The sequence below is a fragment of the Pseudomonas sp. R28(2017) genome (assembly GCF_002112505.1).
GTDB lineage: Bacteria > Pseudomonadota > Gammaproteobacteria > Pseudomonadales > Pseudomonadaceae > Aquipseudomonas.
On sequence record NZ_NEHW01000011.1, the window covers coordinates 178,466 to 202,706 of the forward strand.

Consider the following 24,241-nt stretch of genomic DNA (forward strand, 5'->3'; position numbering starts at 1 on the left):
CCACCCCCTGTAACCGCGCAAGAAAACAAAATCAATCCACTACAAACCCTTAGCACCTGCCAAACAATCACGTACAACCGAACTAAAAAAGTCTTGAGATCTCGCCACATCGCTTCCACCGCCTAGACATCAACCATAATCCGATTAACGCTCAATCAACCAGCGACCAACCACCTCATTCAGCACAGTATTCATGAGCATGTTCTACCTTTCCCCCAAGCTTTCCTTAACGTGCCGCTGCAACGGACTAAGGAAATAACTAATCACCTTACGCTTATCAATAATCAGCTCTGCACGCACCGCCATACCCGGAGCAAGCGGCACATCTTTATCACCCACCCGCAAACTACTTAACCCCAACTGAATCCGAGCGTTATAAACCCACCCCCGCCGTTCATCCTCAACGGCGTCATTGGAAACACTCTGAACAATCCCCGGCACAACGCCATACTTGGTAAACGTGAACGTCTCCACTTTCACTTCCACCGCCTGCCCCGCTCGAACAAAGCCGATATCCTTGTTCTCGACCTGCACTTCCACTTCAACCGGCTGATCACTCGGCACAATCACCATCAATGTCTGCGCAGGCGTCACGACGCCGCCCTGGGTATGAATGGCCAACTGCTGCACCGTGCCGTCGACGGGGGAAGTCAGTGCCCTGAGCCGGTGGCGTTGTTCGGCCTTGTACAGTTCCTGGCTCAGGGTCGCGATCTGCCGGTCGGCCTCGGCATGCAAGTCGAGCATGGCCCGGCGCAGTTGGGCGATGACGCCTTCGCGGCGATGCTGGGCCGCCAGGCGTGCCGCCCCCAGTTCGTCGATGCGTGAACGTTGGATGGCCAGCTCGCGCTCTTGCTCCAGGCGAGCCTGTTCCTTTTCCAGGTAGGTGTGCTTGGCAACCGCCGACTCGCTGAATAGCTGCTGGTAGTCCGCCGTGAGCTGGCGGGTAATCACCAGCAATTGCTGCAGCGCGTCGGCGCGGGCTTGCGCTGAGCGGATCTCCGCGCCGCGCTGGGCGATCTCGGCATCGGCCTGCTGCAAGGAAGTGCGCAGCTCCCGGTACTGCCCTTCCAGCCAGCGCTGTGCGGCTGCTTGCTGTTGCGCCGTGGCCTGGGGAATACCTGGCGCCAGGGAGGCCGGCACGGTGTTGCCATCGAGTGCTTCCAGCAAGGTAGTGGCGCGTGCCAGGTCGATCCGGGCGGCCAGTAGCTCGCTGTTCAGGCGCTTGATGTCGGCGGCGGTCAACTGCCCTTCGAGTTCGATCAGCAGGTCGCCTTTGGCAACGGTCTGGCCGTCTACCACGTGAATCGCCTGCACCACCGCGACCTCGCTGGCCTGGATCAGCTTGCTCCTGCCACTGGGCACGATTCTGCCCTCGGCACTGGCGACTACATCGATTTCGCCTACGCAGGCCCACAGCAAGGCCAGCGCGATGAGTGCCAGCAGGCTCCATTGCAGGCGGCGCGGCAGCGGATGCACCGGGGTTTCCTGCAAGGCCAGCGCTGCGGGCAGGAACGCCAACTCATCGGGTTCCCGTGGCGCACCCTGCATGGCTTGGCGCCGCTTCCAGGCATTGCGCCATGCCTCACGGTAGCGCTCCAACAGGTCGAGCATTGGCGTGGTCATGCTGCCGCCCCCTGCTGCAACCGATGCAGGTAGGCATAGGCACCTTGCGGGTTGCCCAGCAGTTCATCGTGAGCGCCCTGCTCGATGATATGCCCACGCTCCATGACCACGATGCGGTCGGCATGGCGCACGGCGGAAAGACGGTGGGCAATGATGATGACGGTACGCCGGGCGCAGATGCGCGCCATGTTCTGCTGGATGATCCGTTCGGACTCGTAATCCAGCGCGCTGGTAGCTTCATCCAGGATGAGAATGCGCGGGTTGCCCATCAACGCTCGGGCGATCGCGATCCGTTGCCGCTGGCCACCCGACAGGCTGGCGCCGTGCTCGCCCACCAGCGTCTCATAGCCATCAGGCAGCTCCAGGATGAACTCATGTGCGCCTGCCAGCGTGGCAGCTGCAATGACCTCCTCAAGGGCGGCGGCAGGGTTGGCCAGTGCAATGTTTTCGCGCACGGTGCGCCGGAACAGCATGTTCTCTTGCAGCACCACGCCGATCTGCCGGCGCAGCGACGTGACATCGGCAAGTGCCAGGTCGGCACCATCGAGCAGCACCCGCCCTCTCTCCGGCGAGTACAGCCGCTGAATCAAGCGGGTCAAGGTGCTCTTGCCGGAACCTGACTTGCCGACGATGCCGATCACCTCACCAGGGCTGATCTTCAGGCTGACGTCGCGCAGGATCTCGTTGCCGCCCGGGCGATAGCGGAAACACACCTGATCGAGCTCGATCCGCCCTTTCAGCACAGGCAACTGCGCGCCGTGGCTGACCTCGGTACGGTTGTTGAGAATGTCCCCCAGCCGCTGGATCGAGATACCGGTCTGCTGAAAGCTGGTCCACAACTGCGCCAAGCGCATGATCGGCTGGGCCACACGGCCCGCCAGCATGTTGAAGGCGATCAGTTCGCCAACCGTCAGTTCCCCCTCGATGACCAGCCGCGCACCTAGCCACAAGGTGGCGACCGTGACCAGTTTGCCGATGAAGGCAACGCTTTCATTGGCGATGTTGGAGAGGTTCTGGGTCTTGAAACTGGCGGCAACATAGGCCGCCAGCTGCTGGTTCCATCTACGCGTGACTTGCGGCTCTACAGCCATGGCTTTCAACGTGTCGATGCCATTGACCGCTTCCACCAGGAACGCTTGGTTTTCCGCGCCACGTTGAAAACTCTGGTCGATCCGGGCACGCAGCAGGGGGGTGACCAGCAGGGATACCAGCAAGTAGAGCGGCAATGAAGCGATGACCAATAGCGTCAGCCAACCGCTGTACAGCAACATGACCACGATGAATACTGCGACGAACAACACATCCAACAGTAGCGTGATGCTGTTGCTGGTGAGGAAACTGCGGATGTTTTCCAACTCCCGCACGCGAGCAACCGAATCGCCCACTCGCCGCGCCTGAAAATACGCGAGCGGAAGTTCAATCAAGTGCTGAAACAACCTGGCACCGAGTTCGACATCGATGCGCGAAGCGGTATGCGCCGACACATAGGCACGCAAACCACTAAGCAGACTTTCAAACAACAATACGGTCAACAGGCCCAGCGCAATCACATCCAGCGTAGTCAGGCCCCGGTGGACCAGCACTTTGTCCATCACCACCTGGAAAAACAGCGGCGTCAACAGGGCAAGGACCTGGATGATGAATGAGACCAGCAATACTTCGCCGAGCAACTTTCTGTGTTTGACCACTGCCGGGATGAACCAGGTCAGGTCAAACCGTTCGAGGCCTCGAGGCAAAGGCGCGTCCGAGCGAACCAGAATCAGTTCCCCGGCCCAGCGCTGCTCCAGCTCAACCAGCGTCCAGGTTTGCGGCGCACCAACCCGCGGGTCCTGCACCAGCACCTGCTCGCCCTCAGCTCGGGCGATGATGAAATAGCCGCCTTGCCTATCCGAAGCAATGGCCGGCAGAGGCATGTGCGCCAGACGCTTCGGGTCAGTGCGCCGATGTTTGGCCTTCAGGCGAAGGCGCTGAAATGCCTGCAGTATCTGGGCAATTGAAAATGGCCTGCCAGCGGTTGCGAACTCATGACTCAGTTGTTCGGCAGAAACCGCTACATCGTGATACCGCGCCAGCATGACCAGGCAGGCCAGACCGCTGTCACTCGCCTGGTGATCAGCAACTTCAGATAGATCGGACACCTGTCCACCCCATGTGCGACTTGAACATGGGCAGATACTAGCGCTTGGCAATAGGGTAATAGTCCTACATAGGGCATACTTATCCTGTAGGAATATATCCAACAGCACCTACTAATGTAGGAGCATTCCGAGAAGAGCGAATTTACGCGTAGGAACTTATTACCTGCAAAGTAGGAATATATGCAGGAACATTTGATTTTAAGCCGATATTACTGGCGCTTACTTAATTTACATGCCAACTCCTTCAGAACCCCACCCTACCCAAAGAAAGGTGGAGCCCTAAAGAAAGAGGCAGGCTGCGCTGAGCAGGTGCGGTCAGACCGCTACTGCATCCACGGCGGCGTCGGCTCTTCAGCCTTGGCCGGCCCATGCTCGGCCTCATCCCGCGCCGCGCGGCGGCGGGCTTCATCGCGCAGGGTGGCGTCGATCTCGCGCATCACCCCGGCGACGTCGGCGGCGTGATCGTCTTCCTCGAACTGCCCGCTCAGCGGGCTGTCCGGGCGCAGCTCACCGGCTTCGTACAACGCCCACATCTCATCGGCGTAGCGGGTGGCCTTGAGCTCCGGGGCAAAGCGCCCGAAGTAGTGCGCCATGTTCGCCACGTCGCGCTGCAGCATGCTGAACGCATGGTTGTTGCCCGCCGCATCCACCGCCTGGGGCAGGTCGATGATCACCGGGCCCTCGGGGCCGAGCAGCACGTTGAATTCGGACAGGTCGCCATGCACCAGGCCGGCGCAGAGCATCAGCACGATCTGGCGGATGACGAAGGCATGGTATTCACGCGCCTCCTCGGCCTCAAGGTGCACGTCGTTCAGGCGTGGTGCGGCATCGCCGTCGGCGTCGGTCACCAGTTCCATCAGCAGCACGCCGTCCTGGAAGTCGTACGGCTTGGGCACCCGCACGCCGGCACCGGCCAGGCGGAACAGCGCCGCCACTTCGGCGTTCTGCCAGGCGTCTTCGGCCTCTTTGCGGCCGTACTTGCTGCCCTTGGCCATGGCCCGGGCCTGGCGGCTGTTGCGGACCTTGCGGCCCTCCTGGTACTCGGCGGCCTGGCGGAAGCTGCGCTTGTTGGCCTCCTTGTAGACCTTGGCGCAGCGTACCTGGGCACCGCAGCGCACCACGTAGACGGCCGCTTCCTTGCCGCTCATCAATGGCCGCAGTACTTCGTCGACCAGGCCGTCTTCGATCAGTGGTTCGATTCGTTTTGGTGTCTTCATCAGGCTGCGTTCGGGGTCCTGGCTGGGGTGGCGGACATCCTCTCACAGGCTGGGTCGACTTGCTCGTTTGTCTGCATGGGCCTCTTCGCGGGCGAGCCCGCTCCCACAGGTACATCATTGCCCTCGACGCAGTGATATACCTGTGGGAGCGGGCTTGCCCGCGAAGAGGTCAACAGCCTTAACTCAAGGCTTCCCGGCTGTACTCACCCTCCACCATGCGCAGCAACCCCAACGGGTTACCATCCTTCAACGCCTCCGGCAGCAGTGCATCCGGGTAGTTCTGGTAGCACACCGGCCGCAGAAACCGATCAATGGCCAACGTCCCCACCGAAGTCCCCCGCGCATCGGACGTGGCCGGATAGGGCCCGCCATGCACCATCGCATCACTCACCTCGACCCCGGTCGGATAGCCATTGACCAACAACCGGCCGGCCTTGCGTTCCAGCAACGGCACCAGCGCGGCAAACTGCTCAAGGTCCTCAGGCTCGGCGATCAACGTCGCGGTCAGCTGACCGTGCAAGGCCTCCAGCGCAAGGCGCAGCTCAGTTTCGTCGGCCACTTCGACAACGACCGTGGTCGGCCCGAAGACTTCTTCCTGGAGCAGTTCATCCCCCTCCAGCAGCAAGCGGACATCGGCCTGGAACAGCTGCGCATTGGCCTGCCCGCCGCACTGCTCGACCCCCGCTAGGTGGCGTACGCCCGGGTGCTGATGCAGGCGCGCCACACCGCTGACATAACTGCGCAAGGTGCCAGCATTGAGCATGGTCTGAGCCGGCTGGTCTGCCATGCGCGCGGCCAGTGCGCTAACGAACGCCGAGAACCCTGGCCCGGCGATACCGATGACCAGGCCCGGGTTGGTACAGAACTGCCCGCCCCCCAACACCACCGATGCCGCCAGCTCACTGGCCACCTGCTCGCCCCTGGCCTGCAGCGCCGCTGGCAGCACCAGCACCGGGTTGATGCTGCTCATCTCGGCGAACACCGGGATCGGCTGCAGGCGCGCCGCGGCCAGGTCGCACAGGGCGCGGCCACCTTTGAGCGAGCCGGTAAAACCGACCGCCTGAATCGCCGGGTGGCGGACCAACGCTTCGCCCACGCCGGCGCCGTAGATCATGTTGAACACCCCCGCCGGCATGCCGGTGGCCTCGGCGGCGCGCTGAATCGCCTCGCCGACACACTCGGCAGTGGCCATGTGGCCGCTGTGGGCCTTGACCACCACCGGGCAGCCGGCAGCCAGCGCGGCGGCGGTATCGCCACCGGCCGTGGAGAAGGCCAACGGGAAGTTGCTGGCGCCGAACACCGCCACCGGGCCGACACCGGTGCGGTACTGGCGCAAGTCCGGACGCGGCAGCGGTTGGCGCTGGGGCTGCGCACGGTCGATGCGCGCCCCCAGGTAGTCGCCGCGGCGCAGCACCTGGGCGAACAGGCGCAACTGGTTGCTGGTGCGGCTGCGTTCGCCCTGGATGCGCGCGGCGGGCAATGCGGTTTCGCGGCAGACCGTATCGATGAACGCCTGGCCCAGCCCGTCCAGCTGCTCGGCAATGGCCTCCAGAAACTGCGCCCGGCGCTGCGGTGCCAGGCCGTTGTAGCCGGCAAAGGCCTGTTCGGCGGCGCGGGCGGCGGCATCCACCTCGTCAGCCGTGGCCTGGCTGAAGACCACCGGCAAGGCCTCGCCGCTGCGCGCGTCGAAGCTCTGCAGGCGCACGCTGCCGGCGGCGCTGCGGGCGCCACCGATGAAGTTGCTTCCCGACATGATTGACTCCTGTGACAACGGTTGAAGGCTCAGAGGCTGCACACCCGGCCCGGGCGAAACGCCTGTTCGGCAGCGACGATGCCATTGCGCAGCGGCTGGCCGAAGGCGTCGAGGCTGACCTCGAACGTGTCGCCGGGGCGGGCCTGGATGCCGTCGGCGAACGACAGCGTGGCGGTGCCGAAGTAATGCACATGGACATCGCCCGGGCGCAGGAACTGGCTGTACTTGAAGTGGTGGAACTCGAGGTTGTCGAAGCTGTGACACATGTTCTGTTCACCTGACAGGAACGGCTTGCTCCACAATTGCTGGCCATCGCGCAGGATGCGGCTGCGGCCTTCCAGGTGCGCCGGCAGCGCGCCCAGGCGCAGTTCGGGGCCAAAGCTGCAGGCGCGCAGCTTGGAATGCGCCAGGTACAGGTAATTGCGCCGTTCCATCACATGGTCGGAGAACTCGTTGCCCAGGGCATACCCCAGGCGGAACGGTGTGCCGCACTCGCCGATCACATACAGCCCGACCAGCTCCGGCTCTTCGCCGGCATCCTCGGCGAACGCCGGCAGCGGCAGGTCGGCCCCGGGGCGCACGACGATGGCGCCATCGCCCTTGTAGAACCACTCCGGTTGCGCGCCCTCCTCGCCCGCTGGCGGTCGCCCGCCCTCAAGGCCCCACTGGAACATGCGCATGCTGTCGGTGACGGCACCCTCAGCCTGCTGCTGGTGCATCTTGTCGCGGGTGGCGGCGCTGCCCAGGTGGGTCAGGCCGGTGCCGGTGACCAGGCAATGTGCCGGGTCTTCATGGTCCAGCGGTGGCAGCACCCGGCCTTCGGCCAATAGCGCCAGGTAGTCATGGCCCTCGCCCAGGCCCGCGGCCTGCACCTGGCTGGCCAGGTCGCGGCCCGCGGCAATGGCCTGAAGGGCCAGGGCGCGGGTGCTGCTGACGCCACGGATTTCCAGGGCGCGTTCGCCCTCCACCACGCCGACCCGGCGCTGGCCGGCGGCGGTTTCGAATTGGATCAGTCGCATGCTTGTGCTCGCTTGTCGGTTGCAATGTTCACGGATGCCAGGCGCTGACGGCGCTCCAGGCGGTTGTAGACGACGCCGGTCAGCACCAGCCCTGACACCATGACCACGGCCAGGAAGTACAGGCCGGAGGACAGCTGGCCGGTGTGCTCCTTGAGCGCGCCGATGCCGAACGGGCCGAGGTAGCCGCCGAGGTTGCCGATCGAGTTGATCAGGGCAATGCCGGCCGCCGCACTCGCGCCGGAGAAGAAGCGCCCGGGCAGGGTCCAGAAGATCGCCGTGCAGGAGAACAGCGCGAAGGCCACCAGGCACAGCGCCGCCAGCTGCATCGCCGGCACCGTCAGCCAGGCGCTGAAAAACAGGCCCAGGGCGCCCAGGGCATAGAGCAGGCCAAGGTGGCCGTAGCGGTCGTTGAGGCGGTCTGAGCTGCGCGGAATGATCAGCAGGCCGATGATGCCGAACAGGTACGGCACCGCCGAGACGAAGCCGGTCATCAGGTCGCTGCCGCCGAACTGGTGAATCAGCGTCGGCAGCCACAGGCCCAGGCCATAGATGCTCAAGGTCACCGGCAGGTAGAACAGCGCCAGCAGCAGCACCCGGCCATCCTTAAGGGCGTGCAGCGGGTTGCCGTGGCGGGTCTGGCCGAACGCGCGCAGGTCATCGGCCAGTTGTTCCTTGAGCCAGCTGCGCTGGGCATCGTCCAGCCAACCCACCTTATCCGGGCCGTCCGGCAGCAGGCGCAGGGTCGGCCAGGCCAGCAGCACGGCCGGGGTGCCGATGCAGATGAACAGCCACTGCCAGCCGTGCAGGCCAAGGTTGCCATCCAGGCCCAGCAAGGCGCCCGACAGCGGCCCGGTGACCAGCATGGCCAGTGGCTGGGAGAGGATGAAGAAGCCGAGGATCTTGCCGCGATGGCGCACCGGGTACCACTGGGTGATGTAGTACAGCACGCCGGGGAAGAAACCGGCCTCGGCGGCACCGAGCAGGAAGCGCATCACATAGAAGCCGTGCGGCCCGGTGACGAATGCCATGCCGATGGTGATCGCGCCCCAGGTCACCAGGATGCGGGCGAACCAGCGACGGGCGCCGAAGCGGTCGAGCAGCAGGTTGCTGGGGACTTCGAACAGGAAGTAACCGATGAAGAACAGCCCGGCACCCAGGCCGTAGGCCGCATCGCCAATGCCGATGTCGGCACCCATGTGAAGCTTGGCAAAGCCCACCGCCGAGCGATCGACGTAGGCCACCAGATATAGCAGGACCAGAAAGGGGATGAGTTTCAGCGTGATCAGGCGGACGAGCCGCTGCTCCTGGATCATGGCGAGGTCTCCGATTGTTCTTGTAATGGGGACAGCACATGGCCGGGGTTTTGTGGGCAGACCTCCGGCGCGGTGAATCGATCATATAGTATTACTATTTAAAACGACAACCCTTCACATGAAGCATTTTTGGCGATAGAGTCGCAACATAACGACAAATAGTAATACTAATAAGGTGTCCGTCATGTCTGATAGCAAACGCCCCCTGCGCTCCGCCCAATGGTTCGGCACAGCCGACAAGAACGGCTTCATGTACCGCAGCTGGATGAAGAACCAGGGCATCCCTGACCACGAATTCCAGGGCAAGCCGATCATCGGCATCTGCAACACCTGGTCCGAGCTCACCCCCTGCAACGCGCACTTTCGCAAGATCGCCGAGCACGTGAAGAAAGGCGTGCTGGAGGCCGGCGGCTTCCCGGTAGAGTTCCCGGTGTTCTCCAGCGGCGAGTCCAACCTGCGCCCCACCGCCATGCTCACCCGCAACCTGGCGAGCATGGACGTGGAAGAAGCCATCCGCGGCAACCCGGTGGATGCCGTGGTGCTGCTCACCGGCTGTGACAAGACCACCCCGGCCCTGCTGATGGGGGCCGCCAGCTGTGACGTGCCGGCGATCGTGGTCACTGGCGGGCCGATGCTCAACGGCAAGCACAAGGGCCGCGACATCGGCGCCGGCACCATCGTCTGGCAAATGCACGAGGCCTACAAAGCCGGGCAGATCGACCTCAACGAGTTCCTCTCGGCCGAGGCCGGCATGTCGCGCTCGGCCGGTACCTGCAACACCATGGGCACCGCTTCGACCATGGCCTGCATGGCCGAAGCCCTGGGCACTTCGCTGCCGCACAATGCCGCGATTCCGGCCGTGGACGCGCGCCGCTACGTGCTCGCTCACCTGTCGGGCATGCGCATCGTCGAGATGGCCAATGAAGACCTGCGTCTGTCGAAGATCCTCACCCGTGAAGCCTTCGAGAATGCCATCCGCGTCAACGCCGCCATCGGTGGCTCGACCAATGCCGTGATCCACCTCAAGGCCATCGCCGGGCGCATCGGCGTCGACCTGCAACTGGAAGACTGGACCCGTGTCGGCCGCGGTACGCCGACCCTGGTCGACCTGCAGCCGTCGGGGCGTTTCCTGATGGAAGAGTTCTATTACGCAGGCGGCCTGCCGGCGGTGATCCGCCGCCTCGGCGAGCACAACCTGCTGCCCAACCCCGACGCGCTGACCGCGAACGGCAAGAGCCTGTGGGCCAACTGCCAGGGCGCACCGCTGTACAACGAAGACGTCATCCGCCCGATCGACAAGCCGCTGGTGGCCGATGGCGGCATCTGTATCCTGCGCGGCAACCTCGCGCCCAAGGGCGCCGTGCTCAAGCCTTCGGCGGCAACACCCGCGCTGATGCGCCACCGTGGCCGCGCCGTGGTGTTCGAAAACTTCGAGGACTACAAGGCGCGCATCAACGACCCGGAACTGGAGGTCGACGCCAGCTCGGTGCTGGTGATGAAGCACTGCGGACCGAAGGGTTACCCGGGCATGGCCGAAGTCGGCAACATGGGCCTGCCGGCCAAGCTGCTGGCCCAGGGCGTTACCGACATGGTGCGCATCTCGGATGCGCGCATGAGCGGCACGGCGTATGGCACAGTGGTGCTGCACGTGGCGCCGGAAGCGGCGGCAGGCGGGCCATTGGCGGCGGTGCGTGAAGGCGACTGGATTGAACTGGACTGCCATGAGGGCCACCTGCACCTGGAAATTTCCGATCAGGAACTGGCCGGCCGGCTGGCGGATCTGCAGGCGCCGCAGCAGCTGATCAGCGGCGGCTATGCGAAGTTGTACCTCGACCATGTGATGCAGGCCGACGAAGGCTGTGACTTCGACTTCCTGGTCGGCTGCCGCGGCTCTGCGGTGCCCAAGCATTCCCACTAATCCCGCGCTGGCCTTGTACTTGTAGCGGCCTTGCCGGGGCGCCGGACCGTCCGCTCCTACAAGTGCAAGGCCTGTGCTCGATTTGTGGTGCTATGATGCCCACCCCGCTCCGATGGACCGCCAGCACCGCACATGAACTACCGCCAGCCCACCACGCGCAAGAGCATGCACGCCACCCTGGTCCAGGACCTCGGCCTGCAGATCGTATCCGGCCAGCTCCAGCCCGGGCAGAAACTGCCCGCCGAAGCCAGCCTCTGCGAAGCCTACGCCATCAGCCGGCCAGTGTTCCGTGAAGCGATGCGCGCCCTCACCGCCAAGGGCCTGATCGAAGCCCGCCCACGCGTCGGCACCTTGGTACGCCCGCGCCACGACTGGCACATGCTCGACCCGGATGTGCTGCACTGGCTGATGCAGGCCACGCCGCAGCAGGAATTCTTCAACACCCTGTCCAGCGTGCGCTGGGTCATCGAGCCCGCCGCCGCCGCACTGGCTGCGACCAACGCCAGCGCGGACGATGTGGCGTCGATCAGCGAGGCCTACCAGCGCATGGAAGCGGCACGCACCCATGAAGAGCGCCTGCAACCGGACCTGGACTTCCACGCGCGTATCGCCGACGCCACCCACAACGACCTGCTCGCCTACCTGTGCAACATGCTCTCGCTGGCCCTGCGTGAATCGGTGCGCTATTCCAACCAGCGCCCAAACTTCGACGAACTGGCCCTGCCGCGGCACAAGGCGATCCTCACCGCCATCCAGAACGGCGACGCCCTAGGTGCCCGGCATGCGTCGCTGGTGCAGCTGGAGGATGCCCGGGTCGCGTTGAGCAAGGTGCTCGGCCAGGACCCGATCGGCTGAACCTCACAGGCGTTGCAGATAGCCCTGCAGGTAGTCGATGAACGCCAGCACCTTGCCGCTGGCGCGCCGGTGGCTGGGGTAGACCGCGAGGATGTCTTCACCGAAGGCATCCGGCTCGATCACGCAGTGCTCCATCACCCGCACCAGCCGCCCCTCTTGCAGATAGCGCTGCACGCTCCACGCCGGGGTGTGCAGGATGCCGTGCCCCGCCAGCGCATTGCGCAGCAGCAAGTCGTAGTTGTCGCTTTCCAGCCGCGCCTTCTGCGGGTACGGCAGGCGCATGCGCACGCCATCACACTGCAGCCACCAGAACCTCGCATCCAGCGCCGGGTGAATGTACTTGAGCCACTGGTGCTGGCCGATGCTGTGCGCCGTCACCGGCAGCGGGTTGCGCTCGAGGTAGTCGGGGCTGGCACAGAGAAAGATGCGGTTGTGGCCGATGACCCGGGCAATCAGGCCCGGCAGGTCGCTGTGCCCTTCACGCAGCGCCAGGTCGTAACCGGCTTCGATCAGGTCGACAAAGGCGTCGGACAACTCGACCCTTAGCTGGATCTGCGGGTATTCGCGCATGAAGCCGGCACAGGCATCGGCCAGAAACGCCTGGCCGAACGCCAGCGGCGCGGTCAGGCGCAAGGTGCCGGACAACCCCTGCAGCTGGCTGATCTCTTCACCGGCGTCATGCAGGCTCTTCAACACCTGCCGGGCGGTTTCCAGGTACAGCCGGCCGGCTTCGGTCAGCACGATGCGCCGGGTGCTGCGCTCGAACAGCTGGCTGCCCAGCTCACGCTCCAGGTGCGTGACCGCCTTGGTCAGGGCCGAAGGTGTCTTGCCCAGCGCCTCGGCCGCGCGGCTGAAACTGCCGTGGTCGGCAGTGGCGACGAACATCGAAATCGCACCCAAGGTGTCCATGCGGTTTTTCCTGAATGGCAAAAGGCTTTTTAGCGTTCTGGCGATTCTATGCCAGGCCCGCGCTGGGTAGGCTCGCGTTACACCAATAAATACAAGAGGCTACACATGTCGAGATGCATTCCTGGGTTGCTGGCGCTGGCCGTGGCTTTTTCCTCCGGGCAGGTACTGGCCGCCGCGGACCTGGTGCTGGTCAACGGCAAGGTCTTCACCGCCGAGCGCAACACCCCGCAGGTGCAGGCCATCGCCATCGAAGGCGGCAAGCTGGTGGCAGTGGGCACCGATGCCCAGGCCCGCGCACTCGCCGACGCGCACACCCAGGTGATCGACCTGCAAGGCAAACGGGTCATGCCAGGCCTGATCGATACCCACTCCCACGCCATCTTCGGCGGCCTGCAGCTCAGTGGCGCCGACCTGGGCGGCGAGGCCGTGCCGCTGGACGACTTCGAAGCCCGCCTGCGCGCCTGGCGTGACGATGGGCGCGCCCGCAATGGCGATGTGCTGCAAGTGCTCGGTGTCAGTTCGACTTACTGGGCCCAGGCCAAGGCACTGAACGAGCGCTTCAGCCAGGGCGAGTGGGCCAGCACGCCGATCGTGTTCATCGGCGAGGACTACCACACCGCCTGGGCCAACCAGGCCATGCTCAAGCGCGCCGGTATCGACAAGGCACTGCTGAGCAGCCTGAGCCCACAGGAAAAAGACACCATCGGCCACTTCGACGATGGCCAGCCCAGCGGCTTCCTGGTCGACGCCGGCTGGGACCGGGTCGCCAGCGTACTGCCCAAGGCCGATGCCGCCACCCTGCTCAAGGGGGCCCAGGCTGCCGTGCAGTACAACAACAGCCTGGGCATCACCGCCTGGATGGACCCGGCAGCCAACAGCATGCCTGGCGAGGCGATCTTCGCCATCAAACCCACCGACCATACCGTGGGCGTGCTGCCCGCCTACAAGTCCCTCGCCGAGCAGGGCGGGCTCAACGCGCATGTTGCCGCGCTGCTGGTGGTCAACCCGAAAAGCACTCCTGCCGACCTGCAGACCATCGACAATGTGCGCAAGCAGTTCGCCGGTGTGCCGAACCTGACCCTGCCGGGCATCAAGGTGTTCGCCGACGGCGTGCTCGAATACCCCGCACAGTCGGCCGCCTTGCTCAAGCCGTACCACAACACCCACAAACCGGGTGAGCTGCTGATCGACCCGCAGCATTTCGGCGAACTGGTCAGCGCCGCCGACCAGCGTGGCTGGCTGGTGCACATCCACGCCATCGGCGACCGCGCGGTGCGTGAATCACTCAACGGCATCGAGCAGGCGCGCAAGGCTGGCAACAGTGGCATCCACCACTCGATCACCCACCTGCAACTGGTCAACCCCCAGGACTTCGCCCGCTTCAAGGCGCTGGACGTGATCGCCTCGATGCAACTGCTGTGGGCCGCCGGCGACGACTACACCGTCGACATGGTCAAGCCCTACGTCGACGCCACAGCGTTCCGTTACCAGTACCCCGCCCATTCCCTGCAGAAACAGGGCGCGACTCTCGCCGGCGCCAGTGACTGGCCGGTGTCGTCACCCAGCCCCTGGCTGGCCATCGCCCAGGCGGCAACGCGCAAAGGTGAACAAGGCGTGCTCAATGCCGATGAGCGCCTCGACCGCCAGACCATGCTCTATGCCTACACCGCCAATGCCGCCAAGGCCCTGGGCCTGGAGCAGCAGATCGGCTCGCTGACCCCGGGCAAGCAGGCCGACTTCGTCATCCTTGACCGTGACGTGCTCGCGGTGAGCGACCAGCAACTGGGCGAGACCCAGGTGCTGGCCACCTATTTCGGCGGGCGCCAGGTGTACGCCCGCTAAGCCGCTGCGCCGCTTCATACCTGCACGGCATGCCCCCGGGCATGCCGCCCTTTCTATCTGCCACAACAACCACAACACAAGATAGGGATACCCATGAAACACGCTACCCTGGCAGCCGTGTGCGCACTCGGCTGCGCCGCGCTCGCCCCCGCCGCCATTGCCCTACCGATCAACGATGACTTCGCGGTCGACATCGACCTGGCCGCGGCCAGTGACTACCGCAGCCGCGGCATCTCGCAAACCCAGGGCGATCCGGCGTTGCAGGCCGATGTCATGCTCAGCCATGCCAGCGGCCTGTACCTCGGTGCCTGGACCTCGAACGTCGATTTCGGCTTTGCCAGCAAGACCCGCCAAGAGGTCGATTACTACGCAGGCTGGGCCTGGCAAATGGCCGAGCAGGTCAACCTGGACCTCGGCTACCTCAGGTACACCTACCCCAAGGAGAGCCAGTACAACCTGTCCGAGGTCTACGCCATCCTCGATGTGCAGGGCTTCAAGCTGGCGGCGTACTATTCCAGCGATGCCAACACGCAGTACGGCAAGGATCAAGACAGCCTCTACACCTGGGTGGGCTACCACAGGGTGCTGCCAATGGAAATCGGCCTGGAGCTGCGCTACGGCCGCGTGGACTTCAAGGACCCGAGCTACTGGTCGCAAAGCGGCCAGTCGCGCGACTCATACCGTGAATGGGAGGCCAGGTTGAGCCGTGATTTCTTCGGGCTCACCTGGCGCCTCAGCTACCTGGACACCAACCTGTCGAAAACAGAATGCGCCAGCAGCTACGGCTTCGACGATGTCTGCAGCGCCACCGTGGTGGCCGCTGTCAGCAAGCATTTCTGAAGCCTCAGGCCACGGCCCGGCGCTGCAGGAGGTAATGCCGGGCCCGGTCGAACGCCCAGTTGTACAGCACGGTGTAAGGCAGGATGATCACGAAGAAGCCCAGCTCGACCATGAACGCCTGCAGCAGCGAGATCTCCAGCATCCAGGCTGCCACCGGCAGGCACCAGACCACCAGCCCGGCCTCGAAGCCCAGGCCATGAACGAAGCGCGCCAGCGCTTTCCACTGGATGCGCGGGGTCGCCACGAAGCGGTCGACCAGCGCGTTGTAGACCATGTTCCAGAGCATCGCGATCACCGACAGGGTCACCGCCAGGGTGCCGGCCGTGGCCAGTGACTTGCCCATGATCCACGAGAGCAAAGGCGCACAGAGCAGCACGGCGAAGAGTTCATAGCCGACGGCATGCACCATGCGTTCGGTGAGAGAAACCTTTTTCATAGCAGATTCCATCATGTGGTTACGTCGTGGCTGTCATTTTCGTTGATGGAACTGATACTCGCGACATAGAACCTATCGGTTTTATCAATATCACCGACGGTTGGCATGAAATGAATATGCATACCAAGTGCCTTTGAGGGTCACCGGGCTAGACTTCGAACCTGCCTGGGAGCGAAACGCTGAGTGTGGACCACGCCCTGCCGTTCACCGTAGTTCGCTGACGTGCTCCCCTTTGCTCACTCATCTGCAAGGACGTCGAACATGCGAACAGCACAAACGGGCTTTTGCACAGCCTTCCTGGTCTTGTCACTCAGCGCACCACTGGCCCAAGCCGCCGAACAAGCCCAGCCAGGCGCGCCTCAGCTCACCCTGCCCAGCAACGACGCGCTGATGCATCCGGAATATGTGAAAACCATTGCGCGCATGGCCTACCTCTGGGGCTGGCCGATGGTCAACATGATCAACCGCTACGAGCGCATCACCCAGGCCCCTCACCCGGGGCTGCTGGGCGGCATCCTGCCGGCGGCGCCGCGTGGCCAGCTGGGCATGCTGCACGACTACATCACCCCTGCCGAAACCTTTGTCACCTGCCCCAACCAGGACGTGGTGTACGGCCTTGGCTTCTTCTCGCTGGACGACGAACCCGTGATCGCCCAGGTGCCGGACTTCGGCGAGCGCTTCTGGGTGTACGCCATGTACGACCAACGTACCGATCAGTTCGGTGAACTGGGCAAGCCCTATGCCAGCAAGCCTGGTTTCTACCTGCTGGTGGGCCCGAACTGGAAAGGCGAAAAGCCCGACGGCGTGGAAGCGGTCATCCGCAGCCCCACGGCGCTGGCCAACACCATACCGCGCGTGTTCATGGACGATACCGATGCCGACCGCGCAGCCATCCAGCCACAACTCAACCAGATCGTCTTCTACCCGCTCAAGGATTTTGACGGCACGATGAAGACCATCGACTGGAAGAAAGCCCCCGACATCCCGGTGCCCCATGCAGACAGCGCCAGCCAGGGCGAAACCAAGTGGGTCGTTCCGGAAAAATTCTTCGATCAGCTCCCGCAGGTGCTCGACACCGTCGCCCCGATGCCGGGGGAAGAAGCCCTGTATGCCCAGTTCCGCCAACTCATGGCCATTGCCGCAAAAGACCCGGCCATCAAGCAACTGCTGGTCGAGGAAGCCAAGTTGGCCGACAAAGCGCTGATCGCGCCCTTCTTCCAGTGGAAGCACAACGGACGCCCAGCGGGCAATGGCTGGAACCGCTCGACCAACAACGCCCAATGGGGCGTGGACTATTTCAACCGCGCAGGCACCGCCAAGTCGAACATGTTCGACAACCGCCCCAATGAAACCCAGTACTTCTACACCGACTTCGATGGCAACGGTGCTCAGCTCAATGGCGCGCACAGCTACGAGGTCACCTTCGCCAAAGGCGAAGAACCGCCGGTGCAGGGCTTCTGGTCGCTGACGCTGTACAACCAGCACCACCTGTTCAGCGCCAATGCGCTCGATCGTTACTCGCTGGGTACCAAAAACAAAGACCTCAAGCGCAATGCCGATGGCTCACTGACGCTCTACATCGGCCCGGCATCCCCCGGCAAGGACAAAGAAAGCAACTGGCTGCCATCCCCCAAGGAGTCCATCTCGCTGTATATCCGCGCCTACTGGGGCAAGGCGCCGATCCTGGACGCCAGCTGGAAGCCGCCGGTGATCAAGAAGATCAAGTAAACGTCACGTTGCAATTCCAACCATTGCTCAGGAGGCTGCTCGATGCGTTCCATGCAGCGGGTATTCACCCTCTCCACCCTGGCGGCTGCGCTGGCCATCCTGCCGATGGCACAGGCGCAGGATCAGGCACCGGCCTCGCCGCTGATCCAGCAGATCAACAACGGCAACTGGCTTGAGCCCAAAGAAGCCGAAAGCCTGCGTGACGAGCTGTATTACCAGCGCGCAATCCATGCCTACATGACCATGCTGCCGGCACTCAACACCATTGGCATGAAAGACGGTTCGGAGAAAGCCTTCGGTGCTGGCTACAACGTGTTGCCCATCTGGAAGCAACGCATGGATGCCCGGACCATGGTGCCGACGCCGAACGCCGACGTGATCTACTCCATGAGCTACCTGGACCTGAAGCAGACCGGCCCGCTGGTGGTCAAGGCGCCTGCCAATGTCATCGGCATGTTCACCGACTTCTTCCAGCGCACGCTGACCGATGTCGGCGCCGTCGGCCCCGACCGCGCACGCGGCGGGCTCTATCTGCTGCTGCCGCCGGATTACAATGGGCCCGTGCCGGGCGGCTACTTCGCGGTCAAGTCGCGCACCTACAATGTGTTTCTGTTCTTCCGCACCGTCATGGCCAAAGGCGACGGCAAGCCTGACCCGGCACCAGCGGTGGCAAGCGCCGAAACCACGCGCGTCTACCCGCTGTTCACGGTGGAAAAGGACGTCAAGCCGATGCAGTTCCCCGACGCCAGCGGCAAGGCGCTGAACATGATGTACCCGGTCGACAACACTTACTGGACCAAGCTCAAGGCCTTCGTCGACTATGAACCTGTCGAAGCCATCGACCCCGAATTGCGCGGTGTGCTGGCCTCGATCGGCATCATCAAGGGCGAACCGTTCAAGCCCACGGCCAGGCAGGACGAACTGCTGAAGAAGGCCGTCGAAACCGCGCCCAAGATGATCCTGGCCAACCGCCAACTGGGCCGTGAAGACAAGCGCAACCTCTATTACCCGGACCGCCAGTACGAGAACACCTGGGCTGGGGGCACCAACGACTGGATGCAGGACAGTTACCTGGACGTCAGCCAGCGCGCCAACTTCTTCCAGTTCGCCTACTCGTCGGCGCCGGCCATGGTGATGCACACCACAGGCGCCGGTTCCAAGTACCCGTTTACCGGGCGCGACAAGGACGGCAAGTTCCTCGAAGGCGGCAGCACCTACAAACTGCGCCTGCCGCCGAATCCGCCCGCGGCGTTGTTCTGGGCAGTGACCGCGTACAACATCACCGACGGCACCATGCCCGAAACCAAGCAACTGTTGCCCTCCACCAATGGCTACTATGACATTCCCAAGCAGGCGGACGGCTCGCTGGAAATCTGGTTTGGCCCCGAAAAACCGGCAGACGTGGCGGACGCCGCCTTCATCCAGACCCTGCCGGGGCGCAACTTCCTCGTCGCCTTGCGTTTGTACGGGACTGAGGACGCCTTCTATGACCAGACCTGGAAGCCGGACGATGTGGTAAAGGTCAGGTAGCCCCGTTTGCGTGACGAATACGCCGTCACCCTGCCGGCGCGGGATGCGCCGGCAGGGTGAACTGCAGCACCGCGCCCGGGCTCTGCCTGGCACTGGCCCAGAACCGGCCGCCATGGCTGTCGATGATCGAGCGGCAGATCGACAGCCCCATACCCAGGCCAGTCGCCTTGGTGGTGTAGAAAGGCTCGAACACCTGCTCGACGTTTTCCGCCACGAAGCCGGGCCCGCTATCGGCCACGGTCACCCGCACACCGTCCTGATCAACGGCCGTGCCGATTTGCAGCGTGCGCGCGCCTTCAACCTCCGACATGGCTTCCAGTGCGTTGAGGATCAGATTCAGCAGCACCTGCTGCAGCTCCACCCGGTCGGCCAGCACCTGGGGTAAGCCCTCGGCGAGTGCGGTATGCACCTGTGCCCTGCCCCTTGCGGCCTCGCCACGGGTAAAGTCGACCATCTCCAGCACCACGGCGTTGACGTCCACCGCCTGCTTCTGCGGCGGGGCTTTGCGGATCAGTTCACGAATACGGCCGAGCACCTGCGCCGCGCGGTTGGCATCCTTGATGATCCGGCTCAGCCCCAGCCCCACTTCATCCAGCGCCGGTGGCTGCGCGCTCAACCAGCGGATGGCGGCATTGGCATTGGTGACCGTGGCGGCGATCGGCTGGTTGACTTCATGGGCGATCGAAGCGGCCAGCTGGCCCATGGTGGCGACACGGTTGGCATGGGCCAGTTCGGCCTGCACCTGGCGATTTCTGGCTTCCCGTTCGGCTACCTCGTGATACAGCCTGGCGTTCTCCAGCGAGATGGCGGCCTGGGAGGCAACCAGCCGCAGCACCGCGATACGCGCAGGATCGAACAGACCGGCACTGAGATTGTTCTCCAGATACAGCGCCCCGATCAGCCGCGCCTGGTTGGTAAGCGGCAGGCACAGCAGCGAGCGGGCTGTGTACCGGCGGATGTAATCGTCAGCCATGAAGGCCGCATCCCCGACGGCATCGTCCAGGCAAAGGCTTTCTCCCGTGCGCAGTACCTGGTAGAGCACGGATTCAGGCAGCAGCCTGCTGCTCACAGGTTCGTTGCAGAGCTTCACCTCGCCTTCACCCACGCTGGCCTGCGCGACGATGCGCGGCTCGCTCCCTCGAGCGCGAACCAGCACGCCACGTTCGGCACCGGCTTGCTCGAGCGCCGTGCGCAGCACTTGGGTGATCAGTTTCTGCAGGTCGACTTCGCCCGACACGGCTTGAGACACCTTGAGCACCGTTGCGAGGTCCAGGTGCTCGACCGGGGTGGCAATGGTAGCCGTGGGGCCAAGCTCCGGATCGGCACTGCGCAGGTAACGGTGACGGCTGTCCAGCTGGCGCACCTTGCCGTCGGCGCCCCAGCGCAGGTAGCCATAACGCGCATCGCGAAGGTAGACCCGGGCAATGCGGGCAAGCCCGCGGCTGCCGTAGAAGCGCGATGCCAATTCATTGGCCAGCGCCTCCACTTGCACGAAGCCGCTGTCACGCGCGAGCCGGATGGCCTGCTCATAGAGCTGCTCGGCGTCGATCAGGCGCCCTTGCAGGCGGGCAATCTCTGCCCCCAGCAATACCTGCCGGCTGGCGAAGGTTTCCGCGCATTGCCGGGCCCAGACCTGCAACACGTCATGGTGCTCGGCCAACGCCTGCAACGTGGCTTGGTCAACGACCTGGCCGGCCGCCAGTGTCAGCGCAGCAAAGAAGTGGTACTCCGCCTCTTCGAAAAACGAGGTGATCACCCATTGCAGCGCCTTGGCCTGCGCCGCGCAGGCCTGCGCCGCTGGGTAATCACCCGCCAGGTAGCGGGCCTGCAGCTTGCGCACCCAGTACTTGCCGGCTGCCAAGGCCAGGTCTGGGGCAGCGGCCAGGTGCCGTTCGAACCGCACCTCGCTGAAATGCTCGTCGTCCAGGCAACCGAACATCGGCGTTTGCCCGCGCAGCGTGCGGATAAGCGCCAACTGCGTGTTCATGAAGTCGATCACCAGCCCGAAATGCACCTTCTCTGCGTAGGCCAGGCCCTGCTCCGCCTCCGTTTGCATGCTGCCCAGCGGTTCGCCGCTGAACAGCTGATCGGAGATCAGCCCATTGCCTACGTAGGCGGCATACGGCAGGTCACCGACCCGGTTGGCCGCAACGAAGGCCCGGCGCAGCAGTTCGCGGCACTCGCTGACCGGCCGCGTCCAGCGCACCACGAACATCGAGAAACACAAAAAGGTGCTGGCTTCATAGCGTTGCAGGCCGCGCCGCTCCACCAGTTCGCAGCCCAGGCGCCCAAAGCGGTAACCGGTCTGGTAGTCGCCATAACGCCGGGACACACGCCCGACGTTTGCGTAGAGCATGCACGACGCATCGCAGTTGCCATGCTCAAGGCTCAGGCTCACCGCCTTGCATATGGTCAGGCAGGCCAGGTTGGCGTTGGTTTGCAAGGCCGGGGCGAACAGCTTGCACAAGACATCCAGGATGGCCAGGGAGGTCGCATCCGCCATCAGCGGCAGGTCGATCAACTGCTCGATGCTGCGCGTTCCCAGCCGCAGCGCGATCTGGTCATATTCGCCACGTACTTCGTCATCGTCCGGTTGCGCGAGCCAATGAATGCCCACCTGGCGCAACCAGGCGAGGCAAACCGCCACCGCGCGGTCGCTACGGTCGAGCATCAGGCACACGTCCATGTGCAGGCATGCCACGGCGACACCTTCAGCCGTGGTTCTGGCGCGCAGCGCCAGCCCGGTCAGGCGCTGATCCGCATGCTCGAGCTGGCCGGTGAGAAATTCGCATTCCGCCAGGTTCAGCGCCAGGGCAAAGCTCAAGGCATGCGGCTGAGCGGCACACGGCCCCTGCAGCAAGTGCTCGCCCACGCTCAGGTAGGCCAGTGCCGAACCGTAGGCCGACGCGGCCTTGGCCCGGCGCCCGGCCAGCAGGTTGAGTTCGGCCAATTGCTCGCGTTCGTCACGGGCATCGATCAACGCCGCGCCACGGTTGAGCTGCCCGACGATCTCGAAAATCGCCTCTTCGCGGTGCTGGGCCGACACCTGTTCGGCCAACATGCGACCGATGCGCAGGTGCATGGCGGCGCGGTCTTCTTCGGCGATCAGCGAATAGGCGGCTTCATGGATGCGGTCGTGCCCGAACGCGCACGTGCCGTCCTGCAGTGCCACCAGCTCCAGCCGGATTGCCGGCCACAGCACCGCCTGCACACGCTCCATCGGCAGGTTCAGCACCCGGGCGAGGGTCTGCGCCTGCGCCACGTTCCCCAGGCAGGCCAGGTGCTGCAGCGCCTGTCGGGTGGCAAATGGCAGGCGGGCCAGTTTGCCGACCATCAGGTCGACCACATTGTCGGTGTAGCCCTTGGCATGAATGCGCTGCGCATCCCACCGCCAGCGCCGGGCCGCGTGGTCGTAGGCCAGCAGCGATTCCTCGGCCAGGGCCTGGAGAAACTGAATGACGAAAAACGGGTTGCCGGCGGTCTTGTCCTGCACCAGCTGGGCCAGGCCCATCACACTGGGTGCCGGACAGTGCAGCGACTCGGCGATCAGTTGCTCCACATGCGGGCGGGCCAGCGGGGCAAGGCGAACCTCATGCACCGGGGCGCCTGCCCTGCGAATCGCCTGAAGCCTGGCGGTCAACGGGTGCTGGGCGTCCACCTCGTTGTCGCGGTAGGCACCCACCACCATCAAGTAGCGCAGCTCCGGGTGCGTGAGCAGGTCTTCGAGCAGGTCGAGGGTCGCCGCGTCGAGCCACTGCAGGTCGTCCAGAAACAGCGCCAGCGGATGCTCGGCGCGGGCGAACACCGCGATGAAGCGTCGCAATACCAGCAGAAACCGCCGTTGCGCCTGTTGCGGCTCCAGCTCCGGCACCGGTGCAGGCTCGCCAATGATCAGCCGCAGCTCCGGAATCAGGTCGGTCATCAGCCGTGCGTTGGGCCCGCACGCCGCCAGCAAGGCCGTGCGCCAACCGGCCAGCACTTCGCTGCTTTTGCCAAGCAACGTGCGCACCAGCCCCTGAAACGCCTGTACCAGCGTGGAGTACGGGATATCGCGCTTGTACTGGTCGAATTTGCCACTGGCGAACAAGCCTCGCGGCGGCACCAGCACCTTGTGCAGCTCATTGACCACCGAAGACTTGCCGATACCCGAATAACCGCAAACCAGCACCAGCTCCGGCACGCTGCTGCGTACCATGCGGTTGAAGGCCTCTTCGAGCACCTGCACTTCGCGTTCACGGCCGTAGAGTTTTTCCGGGATCAACAGGCGGCCGGGGGTGCCGTGTTCATCCAGGCTGAACGCCGTGATGCTTCGGCCCTGGCACCACTCGGCAAGGCAACGACGCAGGTCATGCTCCAGGCCGGCAGCGCTCTGGTAGCGGTCTTCGGCGGTTTTGGCCAGGAGCTTCATCACCAGCTGCGACAGCCGCTGCGGCACGGTGCCGACACGCTCGCAGGGCGGCAACGGCTTGCGCGCGATGTGGCAATGCACCCACTCCATGGGGTCGGCGGCGCTGAAAGGCAGCGAGCCGGTGAGCATCTGGTACAGGGTCACGCCGAGCGCGTAGAGGTCGCTGCGTGAATCCACCGAACGGTTCATCCGCCCTGTCTGCTCAGGCGCCATGTACGCCAGGGTGCCGGCGATGGTCTCTGGTGGTTCGGGCGCTTGCCGCTCGCGGGGCAAGCGCGACGCCAGGCCGAAACCGGTCAGGCGGACCTTGCCGTCGTCGCAGTCGATCAGGATATGGTGGGGTTTGAGGTCCTTGTGCACCAGCCCGGCCAGGTGCAGGTGGCCCAGGGCAACGCTGATTTCAATCGCCAGCTCGAGGCAGGCCTGGATGCCCAGCGGCGACACCAGCAGAGCCGACAGCGGTTGGCCGCCTGGGTCGCCCAGCACCAGGCGCGGCTTGCCATTGATGCGCTCCAGGGCCTGTGGCTGCAGCGCCCAGCCAGGGTCAAGCTGCTCGCGCAGGCCATATTCATGTGCCAGGCGGTCGACGGTGGCGGGCAAGGGTTGTTCGTTGGCGGGCCGCATCAGCAGCACGCAGGTGCCGTCCGGGCGCCGTAACCGGCAAAACAGGCGATCACCATCGTTCCACAGGACTTGCTGTTTGCCTGGCATG

The 24,241-nt window shown here is 64.2% G+C and carries 15 protein-coding genes; 6 read left to right on the forward strand and 9 right to left on the reverse strand.

Annotation, left to right across the window (positions count from 1 at the left end; translation table 11 throughout):
* Positions 1-204 precede the first annotated feature (204 nt).
* The 6 genes from CAF78_RS19895 to CAF78_RS19920 all read right to left on the reverse strand — a co-directional run bounded on the left by CAF78_RS19895 (position 205) and on the right by CAF78_RS19920 (position 9,063).
* Entirely contained in the window at positions 205-1,623 is a 1,419-nt protein-coding gene (locus tag CAF78_RS19895; protein WP_085677010.1) for an HlyD family type I secretion periplasmic adaptor subunit, read from the reverse strand.
* Positions 1,620-3,761 carry a type I secretion system permease/ATPase gene (locus CAF78_RS19900; protein WP_085677011.1) on the reverse strand — a complete coding sequence of 714 codons (2,142 nt, stop codon included), beginning with the start codon at positions 3,759-3,761 and terminating at the stop codon, positions 1,620-1,622. Before CAF78_RS19900 ends, CAF78_RS19895 begins: the two co-directional genes overlap by 4 nt.
* A 323-nt stretch (positions 3,762-4,084) precedes the next feature.
* On the reverse strand, positions 4,085-4,978 hold the full coding sequence (locus CAF78_RS19905; RefSeq protein WP_085677012.1) for a PA4780 family RIO1-like protein kinase: 894 nt from the start codon (positions 4,976-4,978) through the stop codon (positions 4,085-4,087).
* A 178-nt stretch (positions 4,979-5,156) separates the two neighbouring features.
* On the reverse strand, positions 5,157-6,731 hold the full coding sequence (locus tag CAF78_RS19910) for an aldehyde dehydrogenase (NADP(+)) (RefSeq protein WP_085677013.1): 1,575 nt from the start codon (positions 6,729-6,731) through the stop codon (positions 5,157-5,159).
* 29 nt (positions 6,732-6,760) lie between these two features.
* Entirely contained in the window at positions 6,761-7,750 is a 990-nt protein-coding gene (gene araD1, locus CAF78_RS19915) for an AraD1 family protein (RefSeq protein ID WP_085677014.1), read from the reverse strand.
* Positions 7,741-9,063, reverse strand: a complete 1,323-nt coding sequence (locus tag CAF78_RS19920) for an MFS transporter (protein WP_085677015.1) — start codon at positions 9,061-9,063, stop codon at positions 7,741-7,743. Before CAF78_RS19920 ends, araD1 begins: the two co-directional genes overlap by 10 nt.
* 184 nt (positions 9,064-9,247) lie before the next feature.
* Between CAF78_RS19920 and CAF78_RS19925 the strand changes: the two genes are divergently transcribed.
* Positions 9,248-10,981: an IlvD/Edd family dehydratase gene (locus CAF78_RS19925; protein ID WP_085677016.1), complete on the forward strand. Its 1,734-nt coding sequence runs from the start codon at positions 9,248-9,250 to the stop codon at positions 10,979-10,981.
* A 132-nt stretch (positions 10,982-11,113) separates the two neighbouring features.
* Positions 11,114-11,836: a FadR/GntR family transcriptional regulator gene (locus tag CAF78_RS19930; protein ID WP_085677017.1), complete on the forward strand. Its 723-nt coding sequence runs from the start codon at positions 11,114-11,116 to the stop codon at positions 11,834-11,836.
* A 3-nt stretch (positions 11,837-11,839) separates the two neighbouring features.
* Here the strand turns inward: CAF78_RS19930 and CAF78_RS19935 are convergent, their stop codons facing one another.
* Positions 11,840-12,745 (reverse strand): LysR family transcriptional regulator, encoded by a 906-nt coding sequence (locus CAF78_RS19935; protein WP_085677018.1) that lies wholly within the window; start codon positions 12,743-12,745, stop codon positions 11,840-11,842.
* Between the two features lie 105 nt (positions 12,746-12,850).
* Here CAF78_RS19935 and CAF78_RS19940 point away from each other — a divergent pair, with 105 nt between their 5' ends.
* The gene (locus tag CAF78_RS19940) at positions 12,851-14,587 is read left to right on the forward strand and encodes an amidohydrolase (protein WP_085677019.1); all 1,737 of its coding nucleotides are present in this window, start codon (positions 12,851-12,853) and stop codon (positions 14,585-14,587) included.
* A gap of 93 nt (positions 14,588-14,680) precedes the next feature.
* Positions 14,681-15,427 carry a TorF family putative porin gene (locus CAF78_RS19945; protein WP_085677020.1) on the forward strand — a complete coding sequence of 249 codons (747 nt, stop codon included), beginning with the start codon at positions 14,681-14,683 and terminating at the stop codon, positions 15,425-15,427.
* A 4-nt stretch (positions 15,428-15,431) separates the two neighbouring features.
* Here CAF78_RS19945 and CAF78_RS19950 read toward each other — a convergent pair whose 3' ends face one another.
* Positions 15,432-15,863 (reverse strand): multidrug/biocide efflux PACE transporter, encoded by a 432-nt coding sequence (locus tag CAF78_RS19950; protein ID WP_085677021.1) that lies wholly within the window; start codon positions 15,861-15,863, stop codon positions 15,432-15,434.
* A 261-nt stretch (positions 15,864-16,124) separates the two neighbouring features.
* Between CAF78_RS19950 and CAF78_RS19955 the strand changes: the two genes are divergently transcribed.
* Positions 16,125-17,591 (forward strand): DUF1254 domain-containing protein, encoded by a 1,467-nt coding sequence (locus CAF78_RS19955; RefSeq protein ID WP_143515075.1) that lies wholly within the window; start codon positions 16,125-16,127, stop codon positions 17,589-17,591.
* 42 nt (positions 17,592-17,633) lie between these two features.
* Complete coding sequence (locus CAF78_RS19960) at positions 17,634-19,121, forward strand: DUF1254 domain-containing protein (RefSeq protein ID WP_218189745.1); 1,488 nt, start codon at positions 17,634-17,636, stop codon at positions 19,119-19,121.
* A 25-nt stretch (positions 19,122-19,146) separates the two neighbouring features.
* Here CAF78_RS19960 and CAF78_RS19965 read toward each other — a convergent pair whose 3' ends face one another.
* The gene (locus tag CAF78_RS19965) at positions 19,147-24,240 is read right to left on the reverse strand and encodes a trifunctional serine/threonine-protein kinase/ATP-binding protein/sensor histidine kinase (RefSeq protein WP_085677022.1); all 5,094 of its coding nucleotides are present in this window, start codon (positions 24,238-24,240) and stop codon (positions 19,147-19,149) included.
* Position 24,241: the final 1 nt, after the last annotated feature.

What these genes read in the sequence shown, in the direction of transcription:
- CAF78_RS19895 (WP_085677010.1), bottom strand. Translation starts at nt 1,623, where the DNA reads ATGACCACGCCAATGCTCGACCTGTTGGAGCGCTACCGTGAGGCATGG.
- CAF78_RS19905 (WP_085677012.1), bottom strand. Translation starts at nt 4,978, where the DNA reads ATGAAGACACCAAAACGAATCGAACCACTGATCGAAGACGGCCTGGTC.
- CAF78_RS19910 (WP_085677013.1), bottom strand. Translation starts at nt 6,731, where the DNA reads ATGTCGGGAAGCAACTTCATCGGTGGCGCCCGCAGCGCCGCCGGCAGC.
- araD1 (WP_085677014.1), bottom strand. Translation starts at nt 7,750, where the DNA reads ATGCGACTGATCCAATTCGAAACCGCCGCCGGCCAGCGCCGGGTCGGC.
- CAF78_RS19920 (WP_085677015.1), bottom strand. Translation starts at nt 9,063, where the DNA reads ATGATCCAGGAGCAGCGGCTCGTCCGCCTGATCACGCTGAAACTCATC.
- CAF78_RS19925 (WP_085677016.1), top strand. Translation starts at nt 9,248, where the DNA reads ATGTCTGATAGCAAACGCCCCCTGCGCTCCGCCCAATGGTTCGGCACA.
- CAF78_RS19930 (WP_085677017.1), top strand. Translation starts at nt 11,114, where the DNA reads ATGAACTACCGCCAGCCCACCACGCGCAAGAGCATGCACGCCACCCTG.
- CAF78_RS19935 (WP_085677018.1), bottom strand. Translation starts at nt 12,745, where the DNA reads ATGGACACCTTGGGTGCGATTTCGATGTTCGTCGCCACTGCCGACCAC.
- CAF78_RS19940 (WP_085677019.1), top strand. Translation starts at nt 12,851, where the DNA reads ATGTCGAGATGCATTCCTGGGTTGCTGGCGCTGGCCGTGGCTTTTTCC.
- CAF78_RS19945 (WP_085677020.1), top strand. Translation starts at nt 14,681, where the DNA reads ATGAAACACGCTACCCTGGCAGCCGTGTGCGCACTCGGCTGCGCCGCG.
- CAF78_RS19950 (WP_085677021.1), bottom strand. Translation starts at nt 15,863, where the DNA reads ATGAAAAAGGTTTCTCTCACCGAACGCATGGTGCATGCCGTCGGCTAT.
- CAF78_RS19955 (WP_143515075.1), top strand. Translation starts at nt 16,125, where the DNA reads ATGCGAACAGCACAAACGGGCTTTTGCACAGCCTTCCTGGTCTTGTCA.
- CAF78_RS19960 (WP_218189745.1), top strand. Translation starts at nt 17,634, where the DNA reads ATGCGTTCCATGCAGCGGGTATTCACCCTCTCCACCCTGGCGGCTGCG.
- CAF78_RS19965 (WP_085677022.1), bottom strand. Translation starts at nt 24,240, where the DNA reads ATGCCAGGCAAACAGCAAGTCCTGTGGAACGATGGTGATCGCCTGTTT.